Source organism: Allobosea sp. 10L417 (assembly GCF_056395485.1).
The window spans coordinates 18290-42993 of the sequence record NZ_JBFTJP010000015.1 but is presented as its reverse complement, the minus strand read 5'-3'; the positions used below and the strand labels follow the sequence as shown (position 1 = coordinate 42993).

23 protein-coding genes and 1 pseudogene are annotated in these 24704 nt (G+C 64.8%); 11 read left to right on the top strand and 13 right to left on the bottom strand.

Annotated elements, in window-relative coordinates:
* Positions 1–1524 (bottom strand): aldehyde dehydrogenase, encoded by a 1524-nt coding sequence (locus AC1DE3_RS25820; protein WP_476852879.1) that lies wholly within the window; start codon positions 1522–1524, stop codon positions 1–3.
* 262 nt (positions 1525–1786) lie between these two features.
* Here AC1DE3_RS25820 and AC1DE3_RS25815 point away from each other — a divergent pair, with 262 nt between their 5' ends.
* The 7 genes from AC1DE3_RS25815 to AC1DE3_RS25785 are packed head-to-tail and all read left to right on the top strand — an operon-like array spanning position 1787 to position 8749.
* Positions 1787–3010 carry a CaiB/BaiF CoA transferase family protein gene (locus AC1DE3_RS25815; protein ID WP_476852878.1) on the top strand — a complete coding sequence of 408 codons (1224 nt, stop codon included), beginning with the start codon at positions 1787–1789 and terminating at the stop codon, positions 3008–3010.
* Positions 3011–3020: 10 nt separating this feature from the next.
* A complete protein-coding gene (locus AC1DE3_RS25810) occupies positions 3021–4187 on the top strand; it encodes an acyl-CoA dehydrogenase family protein (RefSeq protein WP_476794687.1) in 1167 nt (388 codons plus the stop codon).
* Between the two features lie 5 nt (positions 4188–4192).
* Positions 4193–5446, top strand: a complete 1254-nt coding sequence (locus AC1DE3_RS25805; RefSeq protein ID WP_476852877.1) for an acetyl-CoA hydrolase/transferase family protein — start codon at positions 4193–4195, stop codon at positions 5444–5446.
* Positions 5443–6645 carry a CaiB/BaiF CoA transferase family protein gene (locus AC1DE3_RS25800; protein WP_476852876.1) on the top strand — a complete coding sequence of 401 codons (1203 nt, stop codon included), beginning with the start codon at positions 5443–5445 and terminating at the stop codon, positions 6643–6645. Before AC1DE3_RS25805 ends, AC1DE3_RS25800 begins: the two co-directional genes overlap by 4 nt.
* A complete protein-coding gene (locus AC1DE3_RS25795; protein ID WP_476852875.1) occupies positions 6645–7103 on the top strand; it encodes a MaoC family dehydratase in 459 nt (152 codons plus the stop codon). The genes AC1DE3_RS25800 and AC1DE3_RS25795 overlap by 1 nt, the downstream gene beginning before the upstream one ends.
* A complete protein-coding gene (locus tag AC1DE3_RS25790) occupies positions 7103–7963 on the top strand; it encodes an HpcH/HpaI aldolase/citrate lyase family protein (RefSeq protein WP_476852874.1) in 861 nt (286 codons plus the stop codon). Before AC1DE3_RS25795 ends, AC1DE3_RS25790 begins: the two co-directional genes overlap by 1 nt.
* A gap of 27 nt (positions 7964–7990) precedes the next feature.
* Positions 7991–8749 (top strand): IclR family transcriptional regulator, encoded by a 759-nt coding sequence (locus AC1DE3_RS25785; RefSeq protein ID WP_476794692.1) that lies wholly within the window; start codon positions 7991–7993, stop codon positions 8747–8749.
* Positions 8750–8904: 155 nt separating this feature from the next.
* Here the strand turns inward: AC1DE3_RS25785 and AC1DE3_RS25780 are convergent, their stop codons facing one another.
* The 3 genes from AC1DE3_RS25780 to AC1DE3_RS25770 form a co-directional block, all read right to left on the bottom strand.
* Positions 8905–10185 (bottom strand): MFS transporter, encoded by a 1281-nt coding sequence (locus AC1DE3_RS25780; protein ID WP_476852873.1) that lies wholly within the window; start codon positions 10183–10185, stop codon positions 8905–8907.
* Between the two features lie 218 nt (positions 10186–10403).
* Positions 10404–11234 (bottom strand): sugar phosphate isomerase/epimerase family protein, encoded by an 831-nt coding sequence (locus tag AC1DE3_RS25775; RefSeq protein WP_476852872.1) that lies wholly within the window; start codon positions 11232–11234, stop codon positions 10404–10406.
* The gene (locus AC1DE3_RS25770) at positions 11231–11974 is read right to left on the bottom strand and encodes a GntR family transcriptional regulator (protein WP_476852899.1); all 744 of its coding nucleotides are present in this window, start codon (positions 11972–11974) and stop codon (positions 11231–11233) included. Before AC1DE3_RS25770 ends, AC1DE3_RS25775 begins: the two co-directional genes overlap by 4 nt.
* A 247-nt stretch (positions 11975–12221) precedes the next feature.
* On the opposite strand from AC1DE3_RS25770, the gene AC1DE3_RS25765 reads away from it, so the two are divergent.
* The 3 genes and pseudogenes from AC1DE3_RS25765 to AC1DE3_RS25755 form a co-directional block, all read left to right on the top strand.
* Complete coding sequence (locus AC1DE3_RS25765) at positions 12222–13115, top strand: dioxygenase family protein (protein ID WP_476852871.1); 894 nt, start codon at positions 12222–12224, stop codon at positions 13113–13115.
* 34 nt (positions 13116–13149) lie between these two features.
* Positions 13150–13932, top strand: a complete 783-nt coding sequence (hpaH, locus tag AC1DE3_RS25760) for a 2-oxo-hept-4-ene-1,7-dioate hydratase (protein ID WP_476852870.1) — start codon at positions 13150–13152, stop codon at positions 13930–13932.
* A 9-nt stretch (positions 13933–13941) separates the two neighbouring features.
* Positions 13942–14266 (top strand): annotated as a pseudogene (locus AC1DE3_RS25755) (aldolase/citrate lyase family protein); the annotation flags it as partial.
* Positions 14267–14303: 37 nt separating this feature from the next.
* On the opposite strand, the gene AC1DE3_RS25750 reads toward AC1DE3_RS25755, so the two are convergent.
* The 9 genes from AC1DE3_RS25750 to gloA form a co-directional block, all read right to left on the bottom strand.
* Positions 14304–15434 (bottom strand): iron-containing alcohol dehydrogenase, encoded by a 1131-nt coding sequence (locus AC1DE3_RS25750; RefSeq protein ID WP_476852869.1) that lies wholly within the window; start codon positions 15432–15434, stop codon positions 14304–14306.
* A gap of 105 nt (positions 15435–15539) precedes the next feature.
* Entirely contained in the window at positions 15540–16697 is a 1158-nt protein-coding gene (locus AC1DE3_RS25745; protein WP_476852868.1) for a mandelate racemase/muconate lactonizing enzyme family protein, read from the bottom strand.
* Between the two features lie 76 nt (positions 16698–16773).
* Positions 16774–17595: a carbohydrate ABC transporter permease gene (locus tag AC1DE3_RS25740; RefSeq protein ID WP_476794701.1), complete on the bottom strand. Its 822-nt coding sequence runs from the start codon at positions 17593–17595 to the stop codon at positions 16774–16776.
* 1 nt (position 17596) lies between these two features.
* Entirely contained in the window at positions 17597–18559 is a 963-nt protein-coding gene (locus AC1DE3_RS25735; protein ID WP_476852867.1) for a carbohydrate ABC transporter permease, read from the bottom strand.
* A 78-nt stretch (positions 18560–18637) separates the two neighbouring features.
* Entirely contained in the window at positions 18638–19888 is a 1251-nt protein-coding gene (locus tag AC1DE3_RS25730; RefSeq protein ID WP_476852866.1) for an ABC transporter substrate-binding protein, read from the bottom strand.
* Between the two features lie 219 nt (positions 19889–20107).
* Positions 20108–21061, bottom strand: a complete 954-nt coding sequence (locus AC1DE3_RS25725; RefSeq protein WP_476780754.1) for an aldo-keto reductase family protein — start codon at positions 21059–21061, stop codon at positions 20108–20110.
* A 17-nt stretch (positions 21062–21078) separates the two neighbouring features.
* Positions 21079–22062 carry a D-2-hydroxyacid dehydrogenase gene (locus tag AC1DE3_RS25720; RefSeq protein ID WP_476780755.1) on the bottom strand — a complete coding sequence of 328 codons (984 nt, stop codon included), beginning with the start codon at positions 22060–22062 and terminating at the stop codon, positions 21079–21081.
* Between the two features lie 27 nt (positions 22063–22089).
* Positions 22090–22806, bottom strand: a complete 717-nt coding sequence (locus tag AC1DE3_RS25715; RefSeq protein ID WP_476780756.1) for an RraA family protein — start codon at positions 22804–22806, stop codon at positions 22090–22092.
* Positions 22807–22887: 81 nt separating this feature from the next.
* On the bottom strand, positions 22888–23376 hold the full coding sequence (gene gloA, locus AC1DE3_RS25710) for a lactoylglutathione lyase (RefSeq protein ID WP_476852865.1): 489 nt from the start codon (positions 23374–23376) through the stop codon (positions 22888–22890).
* Positions 23377–23610: 234 nt separating this feature from the next.
* Between gloA and AC1DE3_RS25705 the strand changes: the two genes are divergently transcribed.
* Positions 23611–24363, top strand: coding sequence for an IclR family transcriptional regulator (locus tag AC1DE3_RS25705; RefSeq protein WP_476852864.1), 753 nt, complete (start codon positions 23611–23613; stop codon positions 24361–24363).
* Positions 24364–24704 lie beyond the last annotated feature (341 nt).

Here is a 24704-nt window from a genome sequence, read left to right as displayed (position 1 = left end):
CTATTGTGCGTAGGCATCCGGGAACTGGCCGGTCGTGCTGACGACCGTGGTCCGCGTTTCCAGGAAGTTGTCGAGCGCTTCGAGCCCGTTCTCGCGCCCCCAGCCGCTGCCCTTGAAGCCGCCATAGGGCGTCGACCAGCGGATGTAGCGGTAGGTGTTGACCCAGACGATGCCGGCCTGGATGCGCGCGGAGACGCGGTGCGCCCGCCCGACATCGCTGGTCCAGAGGCCGGCGGTCAGCCCATAGGTCGTGTCGTTGGCGATCTCGACCGCCTCTTCCTCGCCGGAGAAGGGGATGAGCGAGGCGACGGGTCCGAAGATTTCCTCGCGGGCGATCCGCATGTCGTTGGCGACATTGGCGAAGACCGTCGGGGCGACGAAGAAGCCTTTCGCCAGCGCGCCGTCGGACAGCCGCTTGCCGCCGGCAACTAGCTCGGCCCCCTCGGACTTGTCGATGTCGATATAGGACAGTGTCTTGTCGAGTTGCTCGACATGGGCCTGCGGGCCCATATGCGTGGTCTCCTCGAGCGGCATGCCGACGCGGACCTTCGTGGCGCGCTCGGCGAAGGCGCCGACGACTCGGTCGTAGATCGGTCGCTCCACGAGCACGCGAGAGCCGAGCGCGCAACTCTGGCCGCAGACCGCCCAAGCCGATGATGTCGCCGCGTTGACGGCCTGCTCGACATCAGCATCGGCGAAGATGATATGAGGCGCCTTGCCGCCGAGCTCGAAGGAGAAGCGCTTCAGATTCTCGGCGCCGTTGCGCAGGATCGTCTTGGCCGTGCGGCCCTCGCCGGTGAAAGCGATCTTGTCGACGCCCGGATGGGCGACGAGATGGGCGCCGGCATCGTGCCCATTGCCCGGTACGACATTGAAGACGCCCGGCGGGAAGCCGGCTTTCTCGATCAGCCCCGCGAGCTCCAAGGCCGTGACAGGTGTTTGCTCGGCCGGCTTCAGCACGATGGTGCAGCCGGCGGCGAGAGCCGGCGCGACCTTCCAGGTCGTCGTCAGCATCGGCGCGTTCCAAGGCGTGATCGCACCGACCACGCCGACCGGTACGCGGGTGGTGAAGCAATGCACCGAGTCGTCCATCGGAATGGTGCGGCCGGAAATCTTGTCGGCGAGCGACGCGAACCACTGGTACCAGTGGTGGTGTGCGCCGACATCGCTGCGCGCTTCGCGGATGGCGCGGCCGGAATCCCGCGATTCCAGCACCGCCATCTCGCCGGCGAAGTCGCGGTAGAGGTCGGCTAGGCGCCGCAGCAGTGCCGCGCGTTCCCAGCCGGGCATGCGGCGCCACGGCCCCTCGAAGGCTTCGCGCGCCGCCGCGACGGCGCGATCGATATCGCACGGTCCGCCGAACGCGACCTCGGCCCAGGGCAGCCCCGTCGCCGGATCGATGCTTTCGACGAGCCCGCCATCCAGCGGCGCGACCCATTCCCCGCCGATGAAGAGGCGATCGTAGCGGCGCAGGGAACCCTCCTGCGTATGCGGGCGCAGTCCGGAGTTCAACGCGACGGTCACGAGCGCCTCCTGTTCATGAGCTTGGCGAATGTGTACACATCCATGAATTCAAGTGTCAACTGGTTGCGAGAGGCGCGAAAAAGCACATCGCTGGGGTTATCATATTGATATTCAATAATTATTCCATGTTTAACTCGGTAGGAATTGACCTTGCATCGCAACAAATCGTCGCTGCATTGCAGCAGTAATTTGGCCTTTTCTGAATAAAAAATCTCTGTATATGAATTCGAAGCGAGCCGTCGAAGCTCGGAAAGGATGAGGCATGGGTCCGCTCGAAGGCATCAAGATCATCGACATGACGTCGGTTCTGATGGGTCCCTACGCGACTCAGATGCTGGGCGACATGGGAGCCGACGTCATCAAGGTCGAAGCCCCCGACGGGGACGTCACGCGGCAGATCGCCCCCTCGCGCAATCCGGGGATGGGCGCGATCTATCTCAACGCCAACAGGAACAAGCGCAGCATCTGCCTCGATCTCAAGCAGGACGCTGGCCGGGAGGCCCTGCTCCGGCTGGCGGGCGACGCTGATGTATTGGCTTACAATATCCGCCCCCAGGCGATGCGGCGGTTGGGGCTTGGCTACGAGACGCTGGCGGCCCTCAATCCGCGCCTCGTCTATGCCGGCCTCTTCGGCTTCGGCCAGAGCGGCCCTTATGCCGCCAAGCCGGCCTATGACGACCTGATCCAGGGCGCTTCGGTGATGTCGTCGTTGATCGCGAAGGCAGGCGACGGCACGCCGGGCTACGTTCCCTCCGCCATCGCCGACCGTGTGGTCGGGCTCGCCGCTGTCGGCGCGATCTGCGCCACGCTGGTCAATCGCGACCGCACCGGCATGGGTCAGCAAGTCGATATACCGATGTTCGAGACTATGGTCGGCTTCGTGCTGGGCGACCACCTCGGCGGCCTGACCTTCGAGCCGCCGATCGGCGGCGGGGGTTACGGACGCCAGCTTTCACCGGAGCGGCGCCCGTACCGGACCTGCGACGGCTATGTCTGCGCCCTGATCTATACCGACAAGCAATGGGCGAGCTTCCTCGATGCCATCGGCCAGGCGGATCTGCCACAGCGCGATCCGCGCTTTGCGAATTTCGCCAACCGCATCGCGAATATCGACCATGTCTATGGCGAGCTCGGGCGCATCTTCACGCAGCGCGGCACGGCGGAATGGCTGGAGCTGCTCGAGAGTGCCGACATCCCGTCGATGCCGATGCATGATTTCGACAGCGTGCTCAACGATCCGCACCTCGTGCAAACCGGCTTCTTCCAGCCTGTCGACCATGCGACCGAAGGGCGCCTGCGCATGATGCGCCTCGCCACGACATGGTCCCGCACGCCGTCGGAAATCACGCGTTTGCCCCCTCACAAGGGCGAGGACGGGGTCGCAATCCTGCGCGAGGCGGGCTTTTCGGACGGCGAGATCAACAAGCTCGCCTTGCAGAGGGCTCTGCTCGTCACGGAACGCACCCCGGACATGGCGGAAAATTGAGGACGACCCGATGGATTTCAGACTGAGTGACGACCAGGAAGCGATCCGCGAGGCGATCTCCGCGATCTGCAAACGCTTCGGCGACGACTACTGGCTGAAGCGCGACCGCGAGGGAGGGTTTCCGCAGGATTTCTATTCGGCTTTCGCAGAGGCTGGCTGGCTCGGCATCTGCATCCCCGAGGAATACGGCGGTTCGGGGCTGGGGATCACCGAAGCGGCGATCATGATGCGTGCCATCGCCGAATCCGGCGCCGGCATGTCGGGCGCTTCCTGCCTGCACATCAACATCTTCGGACTCAACCCGGTCCTGGTGAACGGCACCGAGGAGCAGAAGCGGCGCATGCTGCCGCCGATGGTGCAGGGCAAGGAGAAAGCCTGCTTCGCCGTGACCGAGCCCAATACCGGCCTCAACACGACGCAGCTCAAGACGCGCGCGGTCCGCAAGGGCGATCGCTATGTCGTCGACGGCCAGAAGGTCTGGATTTCGACCGCGCAGGTCGCCGACAAGATCCTGCTGCTGGCCCGGACCACTCCTTTGGAGGAGGTGAAGAAGCCGACTCATGGCCTCAGCCTGTTCTACACCGATTTCGATCGCAGCCGGATCAAGGTGCACGAGATCGAGAAGATGGGCCGCAAGGTCGTGGACTCGAACGAACTCTTCATCGAGGGCTTCGAGATTCCGGTCGAGGATCGCATCGGCGAGGAGGGCCGCGGCTTCGAATACATCCTGCACGGCATGAATCCCGAGCGCGTGCTGATCGCCGCCGAGGCGATCGGCCTCGGCCAGCTCGCGCTTTCGCGGGCGACGGCCTATGCGAAGGAGCGCGTCGTCTTCAATCGTCCGATCGGTCAGAACCAGGCGATCCAGCACCCGCTCGCCCGCAACTGGATGCAGCTCGAAGCGGCCTGGCTAATGGTGATGCGCGCGGCCTGGGAATATGATTCCGGCCTGCCCTGCGGCGCCAGCGCCAACGCCGCCAAATACCTCGCCGGCGAAGCCGGCTTCGATGCCTGCCAGCAGGCGGTGATGACCCATGGCGGCTTCGGCTATGCCAAGGAGTTCCATGTCGAGCGCTATCTGCGCGAGGTGATGATCCCGCGTATCGCGCCGATCAGCCCGCAGCTCGTTCTGTGCTTCATCGCCGAGAAGGTGCTCGGCCTGCCCAAATCCTATTGAGCGGCATGCGCAGGATCGAACCAGACTCGCTGGATCTGGCCGCCTTCATCAGGCCTGGCGACCGGGTGCTGTGCGGTCAGGTTTCTGCCGAACCGCAGACATTGGCGGCCGCGCTGCCGGCCGCCTTCGGGGCCGTCGGGCCTTTCGAGACCTTCCTCGGCACGGTGGTGTCGAACAGCTTCGATACAGCCCCGGCGGAGATGCCGTTCGCGGGCTACGGCGCCATGGGTCGCGCGAGCCGCATCGCCCGGCGTGGGCGGCTCGATGTCTGGCCTCTGCACTACAGCGCGCTCGAAGCCGGCTTCGCATCGGGCACGATCCGGGCCGATGTCGTGCTGATCCAGCTCGCGGAAGGGCCCCGTGGCCGATGCGCGACACTGGCCAACGACTATGTCCTGGCCGCCGCCCGTCGGGCGCGTTGCGTGATCGCCGAGGTGAACGCACGGGCACCCTGGTGCGCCGGGGCTGAAATTCCATCGGCTCTGCGCATCGATGCGATCGTCGAGACGGACCGGGAGCCGGTCTCGGCGCCGGCCGTGGCGACCGGAGAGGTCGAGCGCGCGATCGCGGGGCATGTGGCGGCGCTCGTTCCCGATGGCGCGACCATCCAGATCGGAATCGGCGCCATTCCCGATGCCATCCTCGACGGCCTTGCCGGCCACCGCGAGCTCGGCATCCATTCCGGCGTCTTCGGCGACCGGATGGCGGCCCTCGCGGCGCGCGGCGTCTTCACCAATGCCCGCAAGACTGTGGATCCCGGACTGGGCATTGCCAATGTCGTCGTCGGTTCCAGTCCGGCTTTCGGCTTCCTCCATTGCAGTGAAGCGATCCGATTGCGCCCCGCCGCCCATACGCATGCCTTTTCCGTTCTGGCCCGGCAGGAGCGGATGATCGCCGTCAATGCGGCGATCGAAGTGGACCTGTCCGGCCAGGTCAATGCGGAGGCCGCCGATGGCGCTCCGGTCGGCGGCACGGGCGGGCTCTGCGATTTCTCACGCGGAGCTCGTGCCTCGATGGGAGGGCGCTCGATCGTCGCTCTGCGCGCGACCGGCCGGACGGGCGCGGTCTCGCGGATCGTGCCGCGCGTCGGCGCGGTCACGCTCGCCCGCACCGATGCCGATACGATCGTGACCGAATATGGCGTTGCGGAACTCGCCCATCGCAGTGCCGCCGAGCGTGCCCGCGCCCTGATCGCGATCGCGGCGCCGCAACATCGCGAGATGCTGGAACGCAGCCTCGTCGAAGGGCGCGTGCCATGACGCAAAGCCGTAGCGGCCCCCTCGCCGGACTGAAGATCGTCGAATTCGCAGGCATCGGTCCCGCCCCGATGGCCGCGATGCTGCTCTCCGATCTCGGCGCCGACGTCGTCGTCCTCGACCGGCTCGAGCCGAGCGGCCTCGGCATCGCCAGGCCGCCCCGCTTCGACGTCACGCGCCGGGGCCGCCGTTCAATCGCGCTCGACCTGAAGCGGCCGGAGGGGATCGCCTGCGCGCTCGCGCTCATCGCGCAGGCCGATGCGCTGATCGAAGGGTTCCGGCCCGGTACGATGGAGCGCCTGGGCCTCGGCCCCGAAATATGTCTCGAACGCAACCCGCGCCTCGTCTACGGGCGCGTGACCGGCTGGGGCCAGAGCGGGCCGCTCGCCCGGGCCGCCGGGCACGATCTCAACTACATCGCGCTTTCGGGCGCGCTGTCCGCGATCGGCCGGGCGGGCCAGGCGCCGAGCGTCCCGCTCAATCTGATCGGCGACTATGGCGGCGGCGCCATGTTGCTCGCCTTCGGCATTGTCTGCGCGTTGCTCGTCGCCCGGCAATCCGGCGCGGGACAAGTCGTCGACGCAGCCATGGCCGAGGGCAGCGCGACATTGATGGCGAGCCTCTTCGGCCTAGCGGCGGCCGGCTTGCACCGACCGGAACGCGGAACCAACCTCCTCGATTCCGGCGCCCCGCATTATGAGACCTACGCTTGCGCCGATGGCGAGTGGATCGCCGTGGCGCCCATCGAGAAAAAGTTCAGGGACGAATTGCTGCGCCGGATCGGCTTCGATCCCGCAGATTTCCCCGATGTCGACGAGCGCGCGTCATGGCCGCAGGCCCGCGACCTGCTGGCCCGGCGCTTCGCGGAGCGCAGCCGAGCCGAATGGTGCGCCCTGCTCGAGGGGACGGATGCCTGTTTCGCGCCGGTGCTCAGCCTCGCCGAGGCGCCGGTGCACGAGCATGCGAAAGCGCGAGAGAGTTTCATCGCGATCGAGGGCGTGCTCCAGCCTGCGCCCCAGCCGCGCTTCAGCGGGACGCCCGCGGCAAGGCCGACCGCGGGGCGGGCGCCGGGCGAAGGCGGGCGGGCGGCCTTGGGAGAATGGGGATTGCCCACGGCAGAGATCGATAGGCTGGAACAGGCCGGCGTTCTCCGCGCCGGCGCCGATATCACCGAAGCGAACGGAACTGCAGGAGCGCGATGATGGCCGGACTCTACTATGAGGAATTCGAGATCGGGCAGGTCTTCGAACATGGCTATTCGCGGACGGTCACCGAGCAGGACAATATCAGCTTCAGCCTGATGACCCTGAACCCGCAGCCGCTCCATATCGACGCCGATTTCTCGAGCCGGACGGAATGGGGAAAGCCGCTGTTCAACAGCCTCTACACGCTCGGCATCATGATCGGCATGAGCGTTTCCGACACCACGCTCGGCACCACCATCGGCAATCTCGGCATGAGCGACGTGCGCTTTCCGAAACCGGTGTTCCAGGGCGATACGCTGCGCTCTCGGACCAAAGTCCTCGGCAAGCGGGAGAGCCAGTCGCGGCAGACGGCGGGGCTGGTCGAGTTCGAGCACGAATGCCTCAACCAGCGCGGCGAAGTGGTGGCGGTGTGCCGGCGCATGGCGATGATGCACCGGCGGCAGGCGGCGGCGTGATGCGCAGCCTCCTCTTCGTTCCCGGCGACAGCACTCGCAAATTCGCTCGCGCACGCGAGTGTGGCGCCGATGCGCTGATCCTCGATCTGGAGGATTCCGTCGCGGCGGATGCCAAGGAAGCGGCCCGGCGCGAGACGGCCGCCATGTTGCAGGCAACGCGCGGCCGTCAGAGGCTCTTCGTGCGCATCAACGCCTTTGAGACCGGGCTCAGCGCCACCGACCTCGCAGCCGTAATGCCTTATCGTCCCGACGGCGTCGCCCTGCCGAAATGCGATGGGCCGGGCCAGGTGCGGCGCCTTGCACATATGCTGGACGCCCTGGAAGCCGCCAATGGCATCGCCGCCGGGAGCACCCTCGTCCTGGCGATCGTCACGGAGACGGCTGCCTCCCTCTTCGGGCTGGGCAGCTATCGCGGCTGCAGCGAGCGCCTCTGGGGGATGATGTGGGGGGCGGAAGACCTCGCGGCCTCCTTCGGCGCGACCGCCAATCGCGATGCCAGCGGCGTGCTGCCGCCGTATCAGCTCGCGCGTAACCTTTGCCTCGCCGGCGCGGCCGCAGCCGGCGTGGTCGCGGTGGACACGGTCGCCGTCATGATCGACGATCTCGCCGCGGTGGAACATGAGGCGCGCGAGGCGCGGCGCGACGGCTTCATGGCCAAGGGCGTGATCCATCCCAAGCATGTCGAGCCGGTCAACGCCGCCTTCAGGCCGAGCGAGCAGGAGATCGCATGGGCACGCCGTATTGCCGATGCATTTGGCAATCAGGCCGATCTCGGCGTAGTGAAAATCGATGGCCAGATGATCGACAAGCCGCATCTGCGCGCCGCCGAGCGCATTTTGGCGTCGCTCTCCCCGTCATAGTCACGATCGAGGCGCACAGGAAGACGTATGCAGGTCAAGCAGGCTGCCAATGTTCTGGAGCTTCTCGAGTTCTTCGCCCGCCGGCAGCGCCCGGCGACCCTGGCCGAGCTCTCGGACGAGCTCGGCTGGCCGCGATCCAGTACGTTCAACCTGATCGGCACCCTCGCGGAGAAGGGCTATCTCTACGAGCCGCGGGCGCGGGGCGGCTACTACCCCAGCCCGCGATGGCTCGCCATGGCACAGGCGGTCTCGAAGGCGGAACCCCTGCCGGAGGCAGCCCTCCAGCTCGTGACCGAGATCGCCGAGGAAACGGGGGAAACCACGGCGATCGGTGCGCCCGCGAGCACGCATGCGCTCTTCATCCATGTCGTCGAATCGAGGGCGCCGATCCGCTATTTCGCCCGCGTCGGCCATCGCCTGCCGATCCATGCCAGCTCGACGGGCCGCGCCATCCTAGCCCAATATTCCCCGGCGGAGCGCCAGGCGCTCTACCGCAAGCTCAGCTTCGAGCGCTATTCGGCAACGACACCGATGAGCATCGAAGCGGTCGAGGCCGAGATCCGGCGTTCCGCGGCGCGCGGCTATCATTTCAGCAACGGTGACTTCAGCCCCGACCTCGTCGGCGTGGCATTTCCGCTTCCCGTCCGCCACCGGCGACTCTCGATCGTCGTTGCAGGCCCGCAGTTCCGGTGCCTCGACAGAACCGCAGAGATCGCAGAGGTGATGAGACTTGCGATCGCGCGCTTCGCCGGCGATCTGTCTGCTGATAACGAAACCGGTTTCTAAAGAAGGCCGTCGCCTGCCTACGTCGGTACGAAGCTCTGCTTCCAGCTAAAGCGCTAAGGTCGGCTTTTCGGCAAGAAGCTAGAGTCCGCTGCTGGCGCACGCTCCCCCCTCGTACGGCTTTACCAGAGGAAGCAGGGGAGCAAACCGCCCTAGGCTCAGCGCCAGCCGCGCCGCCACAAGGAGAAGATGCCGCAAGTGGCCAATTGCGCCGCGACGAGGATGTAGGGCCAGTCGAAGCTCGCCGTCCGGCTGGCGATGAGCGCGAAGATCAGGGGACCGCAGAAGGACCCAGCAAAGCCGAACAGATTCGCAGCGGATGTAATGTCGCCGACGAGTGCAGGTGGCGACAGTCGTGCCAGCTCCGCCATGTAGACTCCGTTCCAGCCCAAAGACGTCGCGCCAACGAAGGCGATTGAGCCATAGAGAGCCCAGGAGGATGCGTTCGCCGACCAAATCAGCAACGTGATCGCGGCACTCGTAGTGAGCAGGAGCAGGCAGAGCAGGAGCGGGCCACGGCGCCATCGATCCGCGAGCCAACCGAGGCCGATCCTCGAGACCGTACTGGCGGTGAGCATCATTGCGATAAGGAAACCCGCCTGGCCGAGATCCTTGCCGAGCTGCGTGACCAGATAAGTCGCGGTAAAGGCGGTGACGCTGGCCTGGGCGAGCGAGAACGAGATTCCGATGCCGGTGAGCAGCGGCAGGGATGGATGGGAACCGATGACCTTGACCGCATTGCGCAGGGCCGAAGGCAACAGGAACGTCCGCGCCCATCGCGGATTCGCCTTCCCCCTTTCGACGTCGAGGCGCTTCTGGAACGGTTGCACGGCCAGCAGACTCAGCAGGACGATGGCTGCAATAAGTCCTATCGTATAGACGAAGCCAAGCCTGACTACTGCTGGAGCCACGCACACACCGGCTATAGCACCGCCGAGAGGCACGCCGGCTTGCCGGATCGAGAAGATCAAGTTGCGGTGCCGAGGAGGCGCCGTACGCATCAACATCGTGCTGCCGGCGGGATTGTTTGGTGCCAGACCAAGCCCTAGAAGGAGAGCGCCGACGAAGCCGAGAGGGGCGACCGGCTGCGACAGGAGGATCATCGCCAGGCAGATGGCGGCCAAACCGAGTTGCAGAGTACGGATCGGTCCGTGATGGTCGAGCATCGGACCTCCGCAGGCAAGGCACCAGCAGATGCCGATCGACGTGGTCGCGGAGATATAGCCGATGCTTTCCGGCGGCAGGTCCCAGCGCTGCGTCAGAACCGGGCCGAGCAAAGGAACCGCGGCTGCAGCAAACGAACTGATGATCTGTACGAGCAGCGTGGCGCTCAGCGCGCTGCCCCATAGCGGCAATCGCAAGGTACGTCTCCCCTCAGCCCGCCGTATTGTTGAGGTCGGACGCAACCCTCGGCCGCGCTGCGCGATGTCGGCTTGCACAGCTCATGTGCAATTCTGCCGGTGCGGTCGAGATCACGCCGGGGGAGGTCTGGCCTGCAGGTTTTGCATGGGTACGAAGACCGCGCCGCACAAATAGGAGGTCCGCTTCCCGGTGGGGTCCCAACTTCTGCTCTTGGCCCATCTTTGGCGGCAGGGGCGCTGGGCTCTGGCTCCTACGATCGTCGACTTCTCGAGAGGAGGCTCATCGAAGGCCCGCTCTATCGGGTCGCCGGATTCTCCCCGCTCTGGGGTTGGAGCAGCGCTTTTGCCGCTTCAAAAACAGCCCGCGCATGGGTCAGGGCCGGCAGGCCCCGATTCGGAACCTCGACCGAAAGCGACGCCCTTGGCGGAATGGCGGCCAGCAGCTCTCGCAATGGCAGCGCCCCCTCCCCCGGCAGGAGCCGGCCGCCGCGAGCTTCGGCAACGAGCCCGTCATTGTCAGTCGGACGCCTCGCCGGCGCGTCACAGAGCTGGACACTCTGGATCAAGGGTTGCGGAACATCCCACAACGCTGCAGGCGAGCTGCCGGAGCGCGACAGATGCAAGGCGTCGATCAGCACGCCGACATTTGCCATGCCGGTGGCCTCGACGGCCCGGACAGCGGCCTTCAGCGACCCGATGCGGCGCCAGGGCATGATCTCCAGATCGACCCCCATGCCGTATCCGGCAGCCTGCTCGGCAAGCATGGCCAGGTTGGCGCGGAACCTCTCCTCGTCCGGATCATCCCCGCAGACGCTCAGACGGCGTGCGCCGAGTTCCCCCGCGCTCTCGAGCACTGGCAGAAGTTCGCGGACGGAGAACTCGTCGTCTATGACGACGAATTCGATGTCGCAAACACGGACACTGCTGGCCTGCAGCGCAGCTTTCACCGCGCGCATCTCCGAGCTTCCCGCTGGAACCGTGTAGAAGGGCGCTCCTGGAAATGCAGGGTGAAGGCGCAACCCGACGGCGGCGTATCCGACCTCGGCAGCAAGATGCACCAACTCGACCGGCGGCACGTCCATGCAGGAGAAGTGTGCGATACCGAGCGGCGGCATGAACTGCGTCATGGCGCGACCCTGTCAGCGAGATGATCGGCGAGATTGCTGCCGGTCCGATGGATGTGTTCGCGCAGGCGTTCGCAGGCAAAATCAGCATCCCGGGCCACCGCCCCCTGCGCAATCTCACTATGCTCCATGCTGACATTCCGGTCGCCGGGCGTGCGCACGAGAAAGCTGCGCCGATAACGATCGTTCAAGTTGAGAAGCGTTCGGCAGAAGCCCAGCAGCAGCGGCATGCCGCACCCCGCCAGCAGGGACAGATGGAATTCGCGGTGCAGAGCTTCCCACCGCTCCAGCGTGGCCGAATCCGCGGGGTTCCGTTCGGCTCTGTTGAGGCGGTGCAAGGTCCGCATCACCTCGCCCTCCCACTCCGCAGGCGCATTCGCGATCGCCTGGCGCAAGGCGAGCGCCTCGAACTCCTCGCGCAACCGCGTGATCTCGCGCAGGTCGGCCAATGAAACGGGAGCGACGCGATAGCCGCGATTGTCCTCGAAAATGACGAGGCCATCCGGGATGAGCCGGGCCAGAGCCTCGCGCAGAGGGCTCAACGAGACAGAAAAGATCTCGCGCGCCCGATGGAGGTTGATCTTGGCCCCGGCCTCGAGCTGCCCCGAGACGATCGCTTCCCGCAACCGCTCAACCAGTTGACTGGCAATCGTGTTCTTGCCGTCGTCGATAAGGGCAGTCCGCCACAGCGCGGCGGAAACGCCACCGGCCGCCGCCGACTCGGCAGGCGCCCTTCCAGACATCGTCGGCGCGCTGGCGGGTTTCAACACCAGACCTTTCGGAGCTGCGCGGAACGTCCAGACCTTATAAATAAACGATTATTGAGTGTCAAACAGGCCTCCCGCTCCTGAAGGAAAACCTTCGAAATGTGCCTACCTGCAAGTATTTTGGCGCTCAATCGGGCATAGGTCCGGCCGGCTTCGATTTGACAGATAATCGATTATTCAACATAAGCTCCTCGCCCCGCACATCTTTGAGGGAGGTTCGCGCATGCTCATCGAGCGCCAGCAGGACGTCACGCCAGCCGTACTGGACGTCATGAAGCGGACGCGGGACCCGCGCATGCGGGACATCATGGTTTCGCTCGTGACGCATCTGCATGGCTTCGTGCGCGACGTCCGGCTCACGGAAGCCGAATTCCGTGAAGCGACGGCGATCCTCAACGAGATCGGCGCGCTCGCCTCCGACACCCACAATGAGTTCGTGCTGATGGCCGGCTCGCTCGGCGTGTCCTCGCTGGTCTGCCTGCTGAACAACGGCGACGGCGGCAACACCGAAACCTCCCAGTCCCTGCTGGGCCCCTTCTGGCGGCTGAATTCACCTCGGGTCGAAAACGGCGGCTCGATAGTCCGCTCCGACACGCCCGGAGCGTCGCTCTTCGTCAGTGCGCGTGTCGTCGACGGAGGCGGCCGGCCGATCGAAAGGGCAGAGGTCGACGTCTGGCATTCCTCCCCGGTCGGGCTCTACGAGAATCAGGATCCCGAACAGGCCGAGATGAACCTGCGCGGCAAGTTCACGACCGATGCCGATGGCCGCTTCTGGTTCAGCTCGGTCATGATGGTGGGGTATCCGATCCCGACTGACGGCGTGGTCGGTCGTCTCCTCGAGGCGCAGAATCGCCACCCGATGCGCCCCGCCCACCTGCATGCGCTGATCTTCAAGCCGGGCTTCAAGGTGCTGATCTCGCAGGTCTACGACCGCACCGATCCACACATCGAAACCGATGTCCAGTTCGGCGTGACCAGGGCCCTGATAGGAGACTTCGTCCGCCATGACGAGCCGCATCCGTCGCGGCCGGACGTCGCGCCTCCCTGGTACGCGCTCGAATACACCTATGTGATGGAGCCGGGCGAGCCCGTTCTGCCGCGCGCGCCCATCAAGTAGCGCTGCCGTTTCCTGACAGGGAGGATGCACCCCAATGCTGACGGAAGACGATCGCCGCAAGGCCGCAGAAGCCATCCTGAAAGCCGAGCGCGACCGCGTGCCCTGCATCCAGCTTTCGAAGACATTTCCCGACATGGAGATTGCCGACGCCTATCGCATCCAGGATCTCTGGGCCGAGGCCCGGATCGCCAATGGCGCACGGCTCGCCGGCCACAAGATCGGCCTGACCTCGCGCGCCATGCAGATGGCGTCGAAGATCACCGAACCGGATTACGGTCGTATCCTCGACGACGCTCTCTACAACGACGGCGCCCGGCTCAAGACGGACGCCTTCATCAAGCCGCGCCTCGAGGTCGAGCTCGCCTTCATCATGGGTGAGGATCTTTCCGGCCCGGCCTGCCGCGTCCACGACGTGATGCGCGCGACCGAATTCGTCGTTCCGGCCCTGGAGATCATTGACTATCGCACTGAGGTTCCCCGGGCGATCGTCGACACCATCGCCGACAATGCGGCGTTCGGTGCCATCGTCCTCGGCGGCCGCACAATCCGCCCGTTCTGCGTGGACGTGCGCTGGATCGGGGCGACGCTCTCGCAAAACGGCATCATCGAGGAATCGGGCGTCTCGGCCGCGATCATGGGCCATCCGGCGGCCGGCATCGCGTGGCTCGTCAACAAGCTGCACGATGTGGGGGCTGGATTGAAGAAGGGGCAGATCGTCCTTGGCGGCTCCTTCACGCGCCCCGTCGATATCAAGAAAGGCGACGTCATCCATGCGGACTACGGGCCGCTGGGCGCCATCGGCGTCTCCTTCATCTGAGGCCGCGTGATGAAACTGCCCGAAAACCATTTCCCTGCGGAAAGGCCGCCATCAGTTCGGCCTCTGGTGCAGCCTGCCCGGCAGCTATGCCGCGGAAGCCGTGGCGGGCTCGGGCTATGACTGGCTGCTGTTCGACACCGAACACTCGCACCCGCTGACGGTCCTCGCCCAACTCCAGGCCGTTGCGCCCTATGACGTGTCGGCCATTGTCCGGCCGGCCAGCAACGACACCGTGCTCATCAAGCGGTTCCTAGACCTGGGCGCACAGACTCTGCTCATCCCCTATGTCCAGAACGCCGACGAAGCGCGCCGCCGTCGCGGCGGGCCGAGGTATGGCTGCTCCCGGCCATTCGGTTCCTGCGGTGAAACTCTCAAAAAGCCGATTTCAGGATTGCCAGGTAGGCATCCCGATCTGCGGGCCTCGGATTGGTGGCGGATGAATGATCGGCCGTAGCAGCTTCTGCGATGCGGGATAGACAGTCGGGTGGGACGCCCATTTCGGACAGAGTGGACGGCATCGCGAGCCTTGTGTTCAGAGCTTGGAAATGCGCAGCCAGATCGTGCCCGGCTGCTAGTCCGAGCCGCTGCCGGATGACCGCATATTTCTGTGCGCAATGCGACTCATTGAATGTGAGGCAGTGGGGCAGAAGCACTGCGTTCAGCGTGCCATGGTGGAGCGAAACCTGCTTCAGGCCGCCGAGCGGATGGGAGAGCGCGTGGACGGCGCCGAGGCCCTTCTGGAAGGTGAGGCCGCCCTCCAGCGCCGCCATCATCATCTCGCGCCGCGCCTCGCGGTCGCTGCCGTCTGCGACCGCCCGCTCGATCGAGCCGATCGCGCGGACCAAGCCGTCCAGTGCAATCGCCTCGGCGGGCGGATTGTAACGGGGGCTCAGATAGGTCTCGATGCAATGCGTGATCGCATCCATGCCGGTCGCGGCCGTGAGCGACGCGGGCAGCCCGAGCGTGAGGTCGGGGTCGCAGATCGCCCGCTTGGGGATTAGATGAGGCGAGATGAAGCCAAGCTTGCGACCGTCGTCCAGGCTGATCAGGGCGGCGCGCCCGACCTCGCTGCCTGTGCCGGCGGTCGTCGGGATCGCGATCAACGGCGCGACCGCGGCCGTGATCTTGGGTATGCCGCCGAGGATCGCCGCATATTGCGCCAGGGGTTCGGGATGGTTGGCGAGCAGCGCGACACCCTTGGCCAGGTCGATCGCGGATCCGCCGCCGATGGCGATCAGACCGTCGCACCCTTGCGAACGAAACACGGCCAGCGCGGCGAGAACCGCGCTTTCCGTCGGATTAGGCGGCGTGTCGAGAAATGTAGCCATGCCGCTGCCATTGGGGAGCGCGTCACGAAGACGGTCGAGCAGGCCGGCCCGTTCGATGCCCCGATCGGCGACGATGAGCGGCGCCTTCATGCCCAGCTCGTTCAGATCGTTGCCGAGGCCCGACAGGGCGCCCGCCTCAAACCGGACGGTGGTCAGATAGGTGATCAGCGACATGTCGGGTCCTTCGTGGTCATGACCGGATGCGGTGCCGGCGCGTTGCTTGGAGGCAAGGTGTTCGGGGAGTGCGAGGCGGGCTCCCGCTGCGCTTTCGCGACGCGCCTAGCGGCCGAAGCCGTCGATGACGTTGCCGCGCAGGAAATCCATGTCCATCTCGATGCCGAGGCCGGGCTTGCCCGTCAGCCTGAGGCTGCCGCCCTTGTTGTCGAGGGGCGTGTCGATGAAGCGGTTGTAGCAGGAGAGGTCATGCATCGAAGTCTCGATGCGATAGAAATTCGGCACCGTGATCATCACCTGCCCGCCTGCGACGACATTGATCGGTCCGCTGGCGTCATGCGGGGAGACTGGGATGTAGTAGGCCTCGGCCATGGTCGAGATCTTCTTCATCTCGCTGATCCCACCCGTCCAGGTGACATCCGGCATGATGTAGTCGGCCAGCCGGTTTTCCAGGATCGGCACGAATTCCCAACGCGTGTGCAACCGCTCGCCGACCGAGATCGGCACGCTGACCTTGTCGCGCACCTGCCGCAGGGCGTGATAGCTCTCGGGCGGCACCGGCTCCTCAAACCAGTCGATCTGGCCGGCATCCTGCAGGCTGTTGCACAGGCGGATCGCGGTCGGCACGTTGAAGCGCCCATGCGCATCGATCAGGATTTCGATATCCGGGCCTGTCGTCTCGCGGATCAGCGCGGTCAACTCGGCGGCAACGCGCTCGCCCTTGCGGGACATTTCACCGTCGAGATAGCCGTTGCGGCGGATCTGGAGCCCGTTCAGATGGGGGAAGGGATCGAATTTCAGCGCCGTATGACCGGAGTTGACGATGCCCGTGATCTCCTCGACGACCCCCTCCCTGGTCGTGAACTTGTTCTGGTCGGGGTGGGTATAAAGCAGCACCTCCTCGCGGACCTTGCCGCCGAGAAGCTCGTAGATCGGCTGGCCCAGAACCTTGCCCTTGATGTCCCATAGCGCGATGTCCACCCCGCTGAGGCAGAGCGCGGCGGCGCCACGACTGCCCATATAGGTGAAGTTCCGATAGGTCCGGTTCCAGATGCTCTCGATGTTGAGTGGATCGGCGCCGACCAGCAGCTCGTTCAGGTGGCACAGGGATGACGCGACCGTGCGGTTGGCGAGCCGCGTTGAGGTCGTGACCTCGCCCCAGCCGGTGACTCCTTCGTCGGTCTGCACCTCGACGAACAGGAATTCACCGAAGAAGGTGCCTTCGGCTTTGACGATCCAGGGCGTGATCGACGAGATCTTCATGACGCTGGCTCCGGTGGGCGGCGATCGGCGCTGCCCGCTATGTGCAAGGGATTGAAACCGTTAGGGGTGCTGCCGGTCAGCCCTTCGTCGCGCCCGACATCAGGCCGCCGACGAAGACCTTCTGCAGGCCGAGGAAGATTGCCGCGATCGGCAGGCTCATGATCACGGACGCGGCCATGATCGCCCCCCAGTCGGTGTCGTATTCGGTCGAAAACTCGGCGAGCCCGATCGGCAAGGTCTTCACCGACGTATCGTTGGCGAAGGACAGGGCGAAGATGAACTCGTTCCACGTCGCGACGAAGGAATAGAGAAAGATCACGACGATACCGGGCAGCGACAGCGGCAGCATGATCCGCAGCAGGATCGTAAAGCGCGAGGCGCCGTCGATGATCGCTGCTTCCTCCAGTTCGACCGGGATGTTCTTGAAGTAACCCGTCAGCATCCAGATCGCGAGCGGCAGGGTGAGAACCAGATAGACCAGGATCAGCCCGATCAGCGAATTCAGCAGGTTGAGGTAGCCCAGGAATATGTAGAGCGGCACGATCAGGGCGGCCGACGGGAGCAGATGCGACATCAGGATGAGCATTTGCCAGAGCGAGCGCCCCCTGAACTCGAAGCGCGAGAAGCCATAGGCTGCCGGGGTCGCGAAGATCAGCGCGATGATGGTGGAACCCAGCGAGACGACCGTGCTGTTCCAGAAATACCGCGGCACGTTCGAGTCGAAGAGCACCTTCTGGTAGTTCGCGAACGTCGTCTGCTTCGGCAGCCATGTGATCGGGATATGGTAGAGCTCGGCCAGGCTTTTGAACGACGAGACGATCATCCAGAAGAACGGCACGACCGTGATCGCCACGAGGATCAGGACCGGCAGATAGACCCAGGCACTGCGCGCCTTCATCTCAGCGGTCCTTCCGGCGGCCGTCGAACCAGATATGCGCGACGATGAACACGGTGGAGACGATGAAGAACATCACCGAGAGCGCGCTGGCCTGGTTGAAGTTGAAGTACTGGAACGCCTCGACGAAAATCTGGATCGAGGCGATCAGCGACCGGTCGGCCGGACCGCCCTTGGTCATCGCATAGATGATCGTGATGGAGTTCACGCCGGCAATGATCAGCAGCAGGGTGATCGAAGCCAGGATCGGGCGCAGCTGCGGCAAGGTGATGTAGAGGACCTCGTCGCGAAAGGTCGCGCCATCGACCTTCGCCGCCTCGTAGAGCGAGACAGGGATCGACTGCAGCCCGGCCAAAACCATGATCGCCACGAAGGGAAACATCTTCCAGACGTTCACGGCCGTCAGCGCCGGCAGCACGATGCTGGGATTGGTCAGCCAACGGACCGGCTCGTCGACGAGCCCATTCGACATCAGCACATAGTTGATCACGCCATAGTCGGTATGGAACATCCAGGCCCAGGTCATGGCGCCGACGACCCCGGGAATCACCCAGGGGATCAGCGTCAGCGCGCGGACCAGGGCCTGCCCCCGGAACCGCTCGTTCAGCACGATCCCGGCCGCCGTGCCGAGCACGAGTTGCAGGATGATCGACGAAGCCACGAAATAGATCGTGTTGACGGTGGCACGCGCCGTGCGGTCGGATTCGATGATATTGACGTAGTTGGCCGCGCCCACGAAGGCGCCGCTGCCGTCAGTAACGCTCAAGATCAGCGTGGAGATGATAGGGTAGATGATGAAGGTCGCCAGGAGTGCGATCGCTGGCAGGATGAAGAAGATCGGCCCGTCCTTATGGGCGGCGATATAGCGCCCGATCCGCCCGCGTGGGGCGTCGGCATGACGCTCCGGCGGGCGCGGCGGCGAATGGACTGGGATCGGGGCCAAGCTCTGTGCTGTGTTGGACATCATCGTCACGCTGCGGCGCGGAGGGGCATGCCGGGGCCACCACGTCGGCGCATGCGAGCGCCTGACGTGGCGCCTTGGCGGCTATTTCTTCAGGATCGCGTCGATCGCCTTGTCGGCGGCGGCCATCGCGGCCTGCGGCGTAGCCCCGCCGATCAGGATCTCCTGGACGCTCTTGTAGTAGACGCTGGAAATCTCGAGCCAGGTGCCGATGGCCGGTTGCGGCCGGGCATGGGTCAGCATCACCTTGAACGCGTCGAGCCTCGGATCGGCGAAGCGCGGCAGGTTCATCGCTGTCGTGGTGGTCGGGAAGGTGCGCGTGTAGAGCGCGAGCCGCTCGGGCTTGGCGAGGAACTGGAGCAGCTTCAGCGCCTCGGCCTTGTTCTTTCCGGCTTTGGGCACGATGAAGCCCCAGCCCCCCAGCAATGCGGAGGTCTGCTTGCCCTTGGGATACGGCATGATCGCGACGCCGTAATCCAAATTGGGCGCGTCCTGCGCGAAGCGTTCCAGTTCCGTCGGCGTGCCCTGATACATCGCGATGGTGCCGGCCATGAACAGGCGACGCAGTTCGAGGCCGCCATTCTCCAGCGTCGAGGGAGGCGCGACCTTCAGCGTGGTCAGCATGTCCGTATAGAACTTCACGCCCGCCACCGCCTCGGGCGAACTGAGCGTCGCCTTCTTCATGTCGGGGGAGAGGATGTCGCCGCCATTCATCCAGATATAGGGCAGCGAGCGATACAGCGTGTTGCCCTGGCCTTCGGCTCCGCCGCCGGCGATCCCGTAGCCATAGCGGCGCTGGCCCGTCTTGCTGGTATAGGTCAGCTTCTTCGAGACTTCGATCATCTCGTCCCAAGTCTGGGGCGGCTTTCCGTCATCGAGGCCGGCCTCGCGGAACAGATCCTTGCGGTAGAGCATCGCCAAGGCCTCGGCCTGGAAAGGTAGGCCATAGACTTTGTTGTCGACTGAAGTCGCTGCCAGCGTCGCGGGCACGAAATCGCCCAAGGGCACGCTCTGCCCGATCGCGGCACCGACCTCCTCGAGGGCGCCCGTGGCCTGATAGGACGGGATCCATGAGTTCTGAACTTCGATGATATCGGGCGGCAGCCCGGACCTCACCGCGATCATCACCTTGCCTTCGAGGCCACCATAGGGGTTGGCCTGCAGCTTCACGGTGATGCCGGGGTTCTCCTTCTCGAACTCGGTCGCAAGCTGCTGGGCCTTGACCCGGCCGGGCTCCGACACCCACCAGTTGATTTCGCCCGCCAGCGCTGGCGTCACCGAGATGATAGCAGCCGCGGCCATCGCCAGGCGGAGCTTGAACGTCCTGTATCTCACTGTCGGTCCTCCCTGAGATCGTTTTTATTTTTGTTGCCGCCGGGTCTTTTGCCCGGACGGTATCGTTCTGATTCCGGTCGCTCTGGCGGCGACCAGGTTGGGTGTATCTGTTCCTATTTGAATAGATCGTGTTCTGTTATGATCGTGGGCGGTCGGGCGCGGCCTGTCAAGAATTTGCTTGCATCGGGGCGGGCCCGATGCGTCTGCGATGGCGGCCGTTTATCGGCGCTCGAAAAACAGCTCCGTTCGTCTGTCGCGATAGGCTTTGAAGCCGGCGCCCGCCTGGAGCCTGGACTGCAGGTTCTCGTCGAGAGCCGCTGGTCCAGCGTCGAGGGTCGCGGCGTTGGCCCGCAATTGCTCTGCATTGTCGACGCCAAGTATGATCACGTCCGTGTCCTGGCGGCCGACCCAGGCCAGCGCGGTTCGCGCCACGGCCGCACGGTCGGTCAATCCCACCTCTTCGGCGATCGGAAACAGTTCCCCCTTGAAGAAGACCTCCCGCGCGATGACGCCGAGGCCGAGTTCCCGCGCGCGTGGAACCACTGCGTGCAAACCGTCGAACTCGCCGAGGCTGAGATCGAGATTGACCGCATCGAAGCCGCCGGAGCCCAGCTCGGCGAGGTAAAGCCTTTCACCGGCATGGGAGTCGGCCACTGCAAAACGGATCAGGCCGTCCTGCTTGAGGCGGGCGAGATTGTCGGCGAGGCGCGCCATATAGTCCGGCGTCTCGTCGATCGATCCATTGATCAGGCCGATATTGAAGAAGTCGACGATCTGGCGGCGGATCAGCTTCAGAACGCGTTCGGTCTCGGCTCGCAACAATGAGTAGTCGAGCATCTGCCGGTTGCCGGGATCGTAGCCGTAGCACATGCCTTCGGGGCGGGTCTGGACATAGACCGGATAGGGCGGCGGCAGTTCGGACAGGTTGCGACCCAGCGCCTCCTTCTCCGAGTCAATCGTGACGTCGAAGAGGTTGATGCCGAGATCATAGGCCGCCTTCAGGATCTCGAGCCGCTTGGGCCCGCCGAAACCCGGCGCGACATATCCGCGTGTGACGGCCTGGGCGAAGTTCTCGTTGAAACCGCGCGACAGCCCGCTCTTCAGAAATTCATGGCCGCCGAGCGCGATCTGCGAAAGGGAAAGGCCGGTCTTGCCGAAAGGCTTGAAGCGCATGAGAAGACCCGTCCGGTTCAGTAGCCGCGTGCAAGATCGACGGCGTTGGGAAGGGGGCGGCCCGCACGGAAGGCCTCGATATTGTCTAGGAAGATATCGAGGCTGCGCGGGATGTAGGTCAGTGGGTCGCCGGACGACATATGCGGCGTCAGGACGAGATTGGGCGTTGTCCAGAGCCTGTGCCCGGCCGGGACCGGCTCCGGCGTCGCCACGTCTAGAACCGCGCCTGCCAGCGCGCCGGCATCCAGTGCATCGAGCAGGGCATCCTGCTCCACGAGTTCGCCTCGGCCGATATTGACCACGCCGGCCTGCGGAGGCAGCAGCGCGATCCGCCTTCGGTCCAGCAGATGCGTCGTCTGGGGCGTCAACGGCGCGATCAGGACAAGGAATTCGGTGCCGGGCAGGATGCGGTCAAGATCATCCGTCGCGATGACGTCGTCGCAATGCGGGTGCGGCTCGGCCTTCGTCCTGACCCCGGTGACATGCAGGCCGAGCTCCTTCAGGCGCTGCGCGATCACGCCGCCGATGGCGCCCAGGCCGACGATCGTCGCCCGGCGGCCAGCCACCGAGGAGGCCAGCTTCCGGTGCCAGCGGCCCTCGCGCTGCTGCCCCGCAAAAAGCGGCATGTGGTTGGCCAGCATCAGCACGGCCATCAGAGCGTATTCGGCCGCCTTGACGCCATGGGCGCCGCTGTTGTTCAGCAGCGTAACGCCCGCCGGAATAAAGCGGCCCTTCGCCAGTGAATCGACCCCGGCATGGGTGAGGAAGATCAGCTTGAGTTGCGTCGGCTCGGCGGAGGGCAGGTAATTCTGCACCACCCGGGAGGTGGTGATCAGTGCGTCGACTTCGCCGATGACGGCTGCGAAATCGGCTGCGGTTTCGCCGAAGCTGATCTCCAGGCCATGAGCCTTTTGCCCGGCCCTCGCCACCGCGTCCTGCCACTGAGCCAGCGTCGCACGCGGATTGCCGTCATCGGGATGGTTCTGGATGTGGACGCGCATGTTCTGCTTCTGAAGGCTGCCGGAAGATCAACCCTGCATTGCCTTCCAGGCCTCGAACTTGGCCAGGTTCGCCTCGTTCGGCGGATACAGACCGAGAATGTCGCCGCCCTCAGCGACGCGGTCGCGGACCCATCCATCCAGCGCCTCCTTGTCGACGCCCATTTGGGCCACCTCGGCGGCCAGATGAACCGGAATGACGGCCACCCCATCCTCGTCGCCCACGATGATGTCGCCGGGGAAGACGAGCACGCCGCCGCAGCCGATCGGCTGCTGGATCGCCATCGGGATGAGCGCCGAGGGGCTCGCCGGGGCGGCCGGCCCCTTGCAGAAGGTCGGCATCCCCAAGGCTCGGATCTCGCTGACATCGCGCATGCCGCCATCGGCGACGACGCCGACCACGCCGCGCACCTTCATGCGGGTGGTCAGCACGTCGCCTAGCCCACCGACAGCGCCGACGCCGCACATGTCCATGACGAACACGCTGCCGGCCGGGATCTGCTGCGTCGCCTGCAGCATCGCATTGGCGGGATTGCCGATGTCGACCGTCAAGGCGATATCCTCGCGCATCGGGACATAGCGCAGGGTGAAGGCCGGGCCGACGAAGCGGCAATGGGCCGGATCGATCGGACCGATGCCCGGAATGGCGCGCATGCGCAGCCCGTATTTCTTCAGCAGGATGCCGGTGATCGCCGCCGTCGGCACACGCTTCAGCAACTGGATCGTTTCGGGGCTGCAAGCCGTCATGGTCGTGTCCTCACGGGAGCCGGCTCGGGTGCCGATCTGTTGGAACTGTGGTTGAAGTGTCACCCTGAAGGCCGCCTCGGTTCAGGCGGCGGGCCCCGCGTAATCGCCGGTGCCGAGATCGATCAGCTCGATGCGGTAGCCGTCCGGATCGTCGATGAAGGCGATGTGCACGGTGCCGAACTTGAGCGGTCCGGGTTCGCGCACGATCCGAACGCCGGCCTCCCGCAATGCCTGGCACACACCGTGGAGGTCGCGGACACCGATCGCGAGATGGCCGAAGCCGTTGCCCGGTTCGTAGGTTGATATGCCGTAATTATATGTCAGCTCAATCATCGGATCATTCGACTCGCGGCCGTAGCCGATGAAGACGTTGGTGTATTTCGCCTCGGGCACATCGACTTTCTTGACGACGGTCATGCCAAAATGCCGCGAGTAGAATGCAACCGAGCGATCCAGGTCTCCGACCCGGATCATCGTGTGCATGATCCTGAAGCCGTTCGTTGTAGTGCCCGTCATGTCGTTCCTCGCGGCCGGTCCGTCCCCCGTCGCATCGGACGACGCGAGGAGCACCAGCGGTTATCAGTTCCCATTTGAACTTTATCAGTTCCTGTGTAATCATCTGCCGATTGTTCGGGCTGTCAATTGTAAATCGATGCTGGGCGTCGGTTGCCTCGGCCGGCTAAAGTTTGACACCGCCGCCGACGTCCTGCAGCGGCGCCGGCCGCAAGGGAGACAAGGTTGATCACGATGAGCGAAGCGACCGACGCGGCGGGCACGAAGCGGCGCGAGGGAAACCAGGTTCCGGTGATCGAGCGCATGCTCGACCTGCTGGAGATCATAGAGCGGCGCCCGGCCGGCACCTCGATCCGCGAGTTGAGCGAGTTTCTCGATATGCCGCGCTCGACCGTCTACCGCATCCTGAATACCCTTGAGGCGCGAGACGTCGTCAGGAGGAGCGTTTCGGGCTCCTACCTGCTCGGGCCGCGTCTTCTGTCCCTGGCCGCCAATGTCGTGACCGGGCATGATTCCGAGCTGGTCAAACTCGCCAACACTCATCTCGAGCGCCTTTCTCAAGCCACAGGCGAGGCGAGCAAGCTCTCGGTGCTGGATGGCGACGGCGTCCTGGTCATCGCGGTTGCGCATAGTTCCGGCGCCTATGGGCTGACCGTCAAACCTGGTCGGCGCCTGCCGCTGCATGCCGGCGCAGCCAGCCGGATCTTGCTTGCTCATATGGACGGCGGCGACATTGCTCGGATCCTGAACAGTCCACTGCCGCGCTATACAGACAGGACGATGTGCGAACCCGAGGAGATCGGCAGGAGTCTCGCCCAGATCAGGCGGTCAGGCTCGGCCCTCGACGATGGTGAATTCTCAGTTGGCGTGATGGCGGTCGCAGCTCCGGTTCATGATCGGCAGAACAAGGTTGTGGCAGCGGTCAGCATCCCTTTTCTGCGCATCCAAGATCGCTCGCGCATCGAGACGCTGCGCACCGCCGTCACCGGGGTTGCGAAGCTGATCTCGCAAGAACTACTGAACCGCCCGACTCACTCAGGGTAAGGGCTGAGCGGGCTTGGCTGCAGGGGCCCGGTCTCGTTAAACCGTTCCTCGATGGCCGCTTCCGGCCGATTGTTTTGGTGCCCTGCGCGCTGACATCGCTCATCTTCTCCTCGACACCGCCCGCGTGCTCGATGACGAGCCCCCCGCCGATGCGTGCGGTTTCGCCGAACGGGTGGGCAGAGTGGTCGCGAGAGCCGGAAAAGGCTGAATGATGCAATTTCAGATGAGCGCGGACAGGTCCCACCTACTTTCTTCGGTCGCGGCGAGCGGGGGAACTTTCCGCTGCGCTGCTAGCACGTGCATACTCCGCTTCCTGGCGCTGAGTTGAAGTCAGCTCTTGG

Coding starts and splice junctions, on each gene's coding strand:
- AC1DE3_RS25815 (WP_476852878.1), top strand. CDS start 1,787: ATGGGTCCGCTCGAAGGCATCAAGATCATCGACATGACGTCGGTTCTG.
- AC1DE3_RS25810 (WP_476794687.1), top strand. CDS start 3,021: ATGGATTTCAGACTGAGTGACGACCAGGAAGCGATCCGCGAGGCGATC.
- AC1DE3_RS25805 (WP_476852877.1), top strand. CDS start 4,193: ATGCGCAGGATCGAACCAGACTCGCTGGATCTGGCCGCCTTCATCAGG.
- AC1DE3_RS25800 (WP_476852876.1), top strand. CDS start 5,443: ATGACGCAAAGCCGTAGCGGCCCCCTCGCCGGACTGAAGATCGTCGAA.
- AC1DE3_RS25795 (WP_476852875.1), top strand. CDS start 6,645: ATGGCCGGACTCTACTATGAGGAATTCGAGATCGGGCAGGTCTTCGAA.
- AC1DE3_RS25790 (WP_476852874.1), top strand. CDS start 7,103: ATGCGCAGCCTCCTCTTCGTTCCCGGCGACAGCACTCGCAAATTCGCT.
- AC1DE3_RS25785 (WP_476794692.1), top strand. CDS start 7,991: ATGCAGGTCAAGCAGGCTGCCAATGTTCTGGAGCTTCTCGAGTTCTTC.
- AC1DE3_RS25775 (WP_476852872.1), bottom strand. CDS start 11,234: ATGACGCAGTTCATGCCGCCGCTCGGTATCGCACACTTCTCCTGCATG.
- AC1DE3_RS25770 (WP_476852899.1), bottom strand. CDS start 11,974: ATGTCTGGAAGGGCGCCTGCCGAGTCGGCGGCGGCCGGTGGCGTTTCC.
- AC1DE3_RS25765 (WP_476852871.1), top strand. CDS start 12,222: ATGCTCATCGAGCGCCAGCAGGACGTCACGCCAGCCGTACTGGACGTC.
- hpaH (WP_476852870.1), top strand. CDS start 13,150: ATGCTGACGGAAGACGATCGCCGCAAGGCCGCAGAAGCCATCCTGAAA.
- AC1DE3_RS25750 (WP_476852869.1), bottom strand. CDS start 15,434: ATGTCGCTGATCACCTATCTGACCACCGTCCGGTTTGAGGCGGGCGCC.
- AC1DE3_RS25745 (WP_476852868.1), bottom strand. CDS start 16,697: ATGAAGATCTCGTCGATCACGCCCTGGATCGTCAAAGCCGAAGGCACC.
- AC1DE3_RS25740 (WP_476794701.1), bottom strand. CDS start 17,595: ATGAAGGCGCGCAGTGCCTGGGTCTATCTGCCGGTCCTGATCCTCGTG.
- AC1DE3_RS25735 (WP_476852867.1), bottom strand. CDS start 18,559: ATGATGTCCAACACAGCACAGAGCTTGGCCCCGATCCCAGTCCATTCG.
- AC1DE3_RS25725 (WP_476780754.1), bottom strand. CDS start 21,061: ATGCGCTTCAAGCCTTTCGGCAAGACCGGCCTTTCCCTTTCGCAGATC.
- AC1DE3_RS25720 (WP_476780755.1), bottom strand. CDS start 22,062: ATGCGCGTCCACATCCAGAACCATCCCGATGACGGCAATCCGCGTGCG.
- AC1DE3_RS25715 (WP_476780756.1), bottom strand. CDS start 22,806: ATGACGGCTTGCAGCCCCGAAACGATCCAGTTGCTGAAGCGTGTGCCG.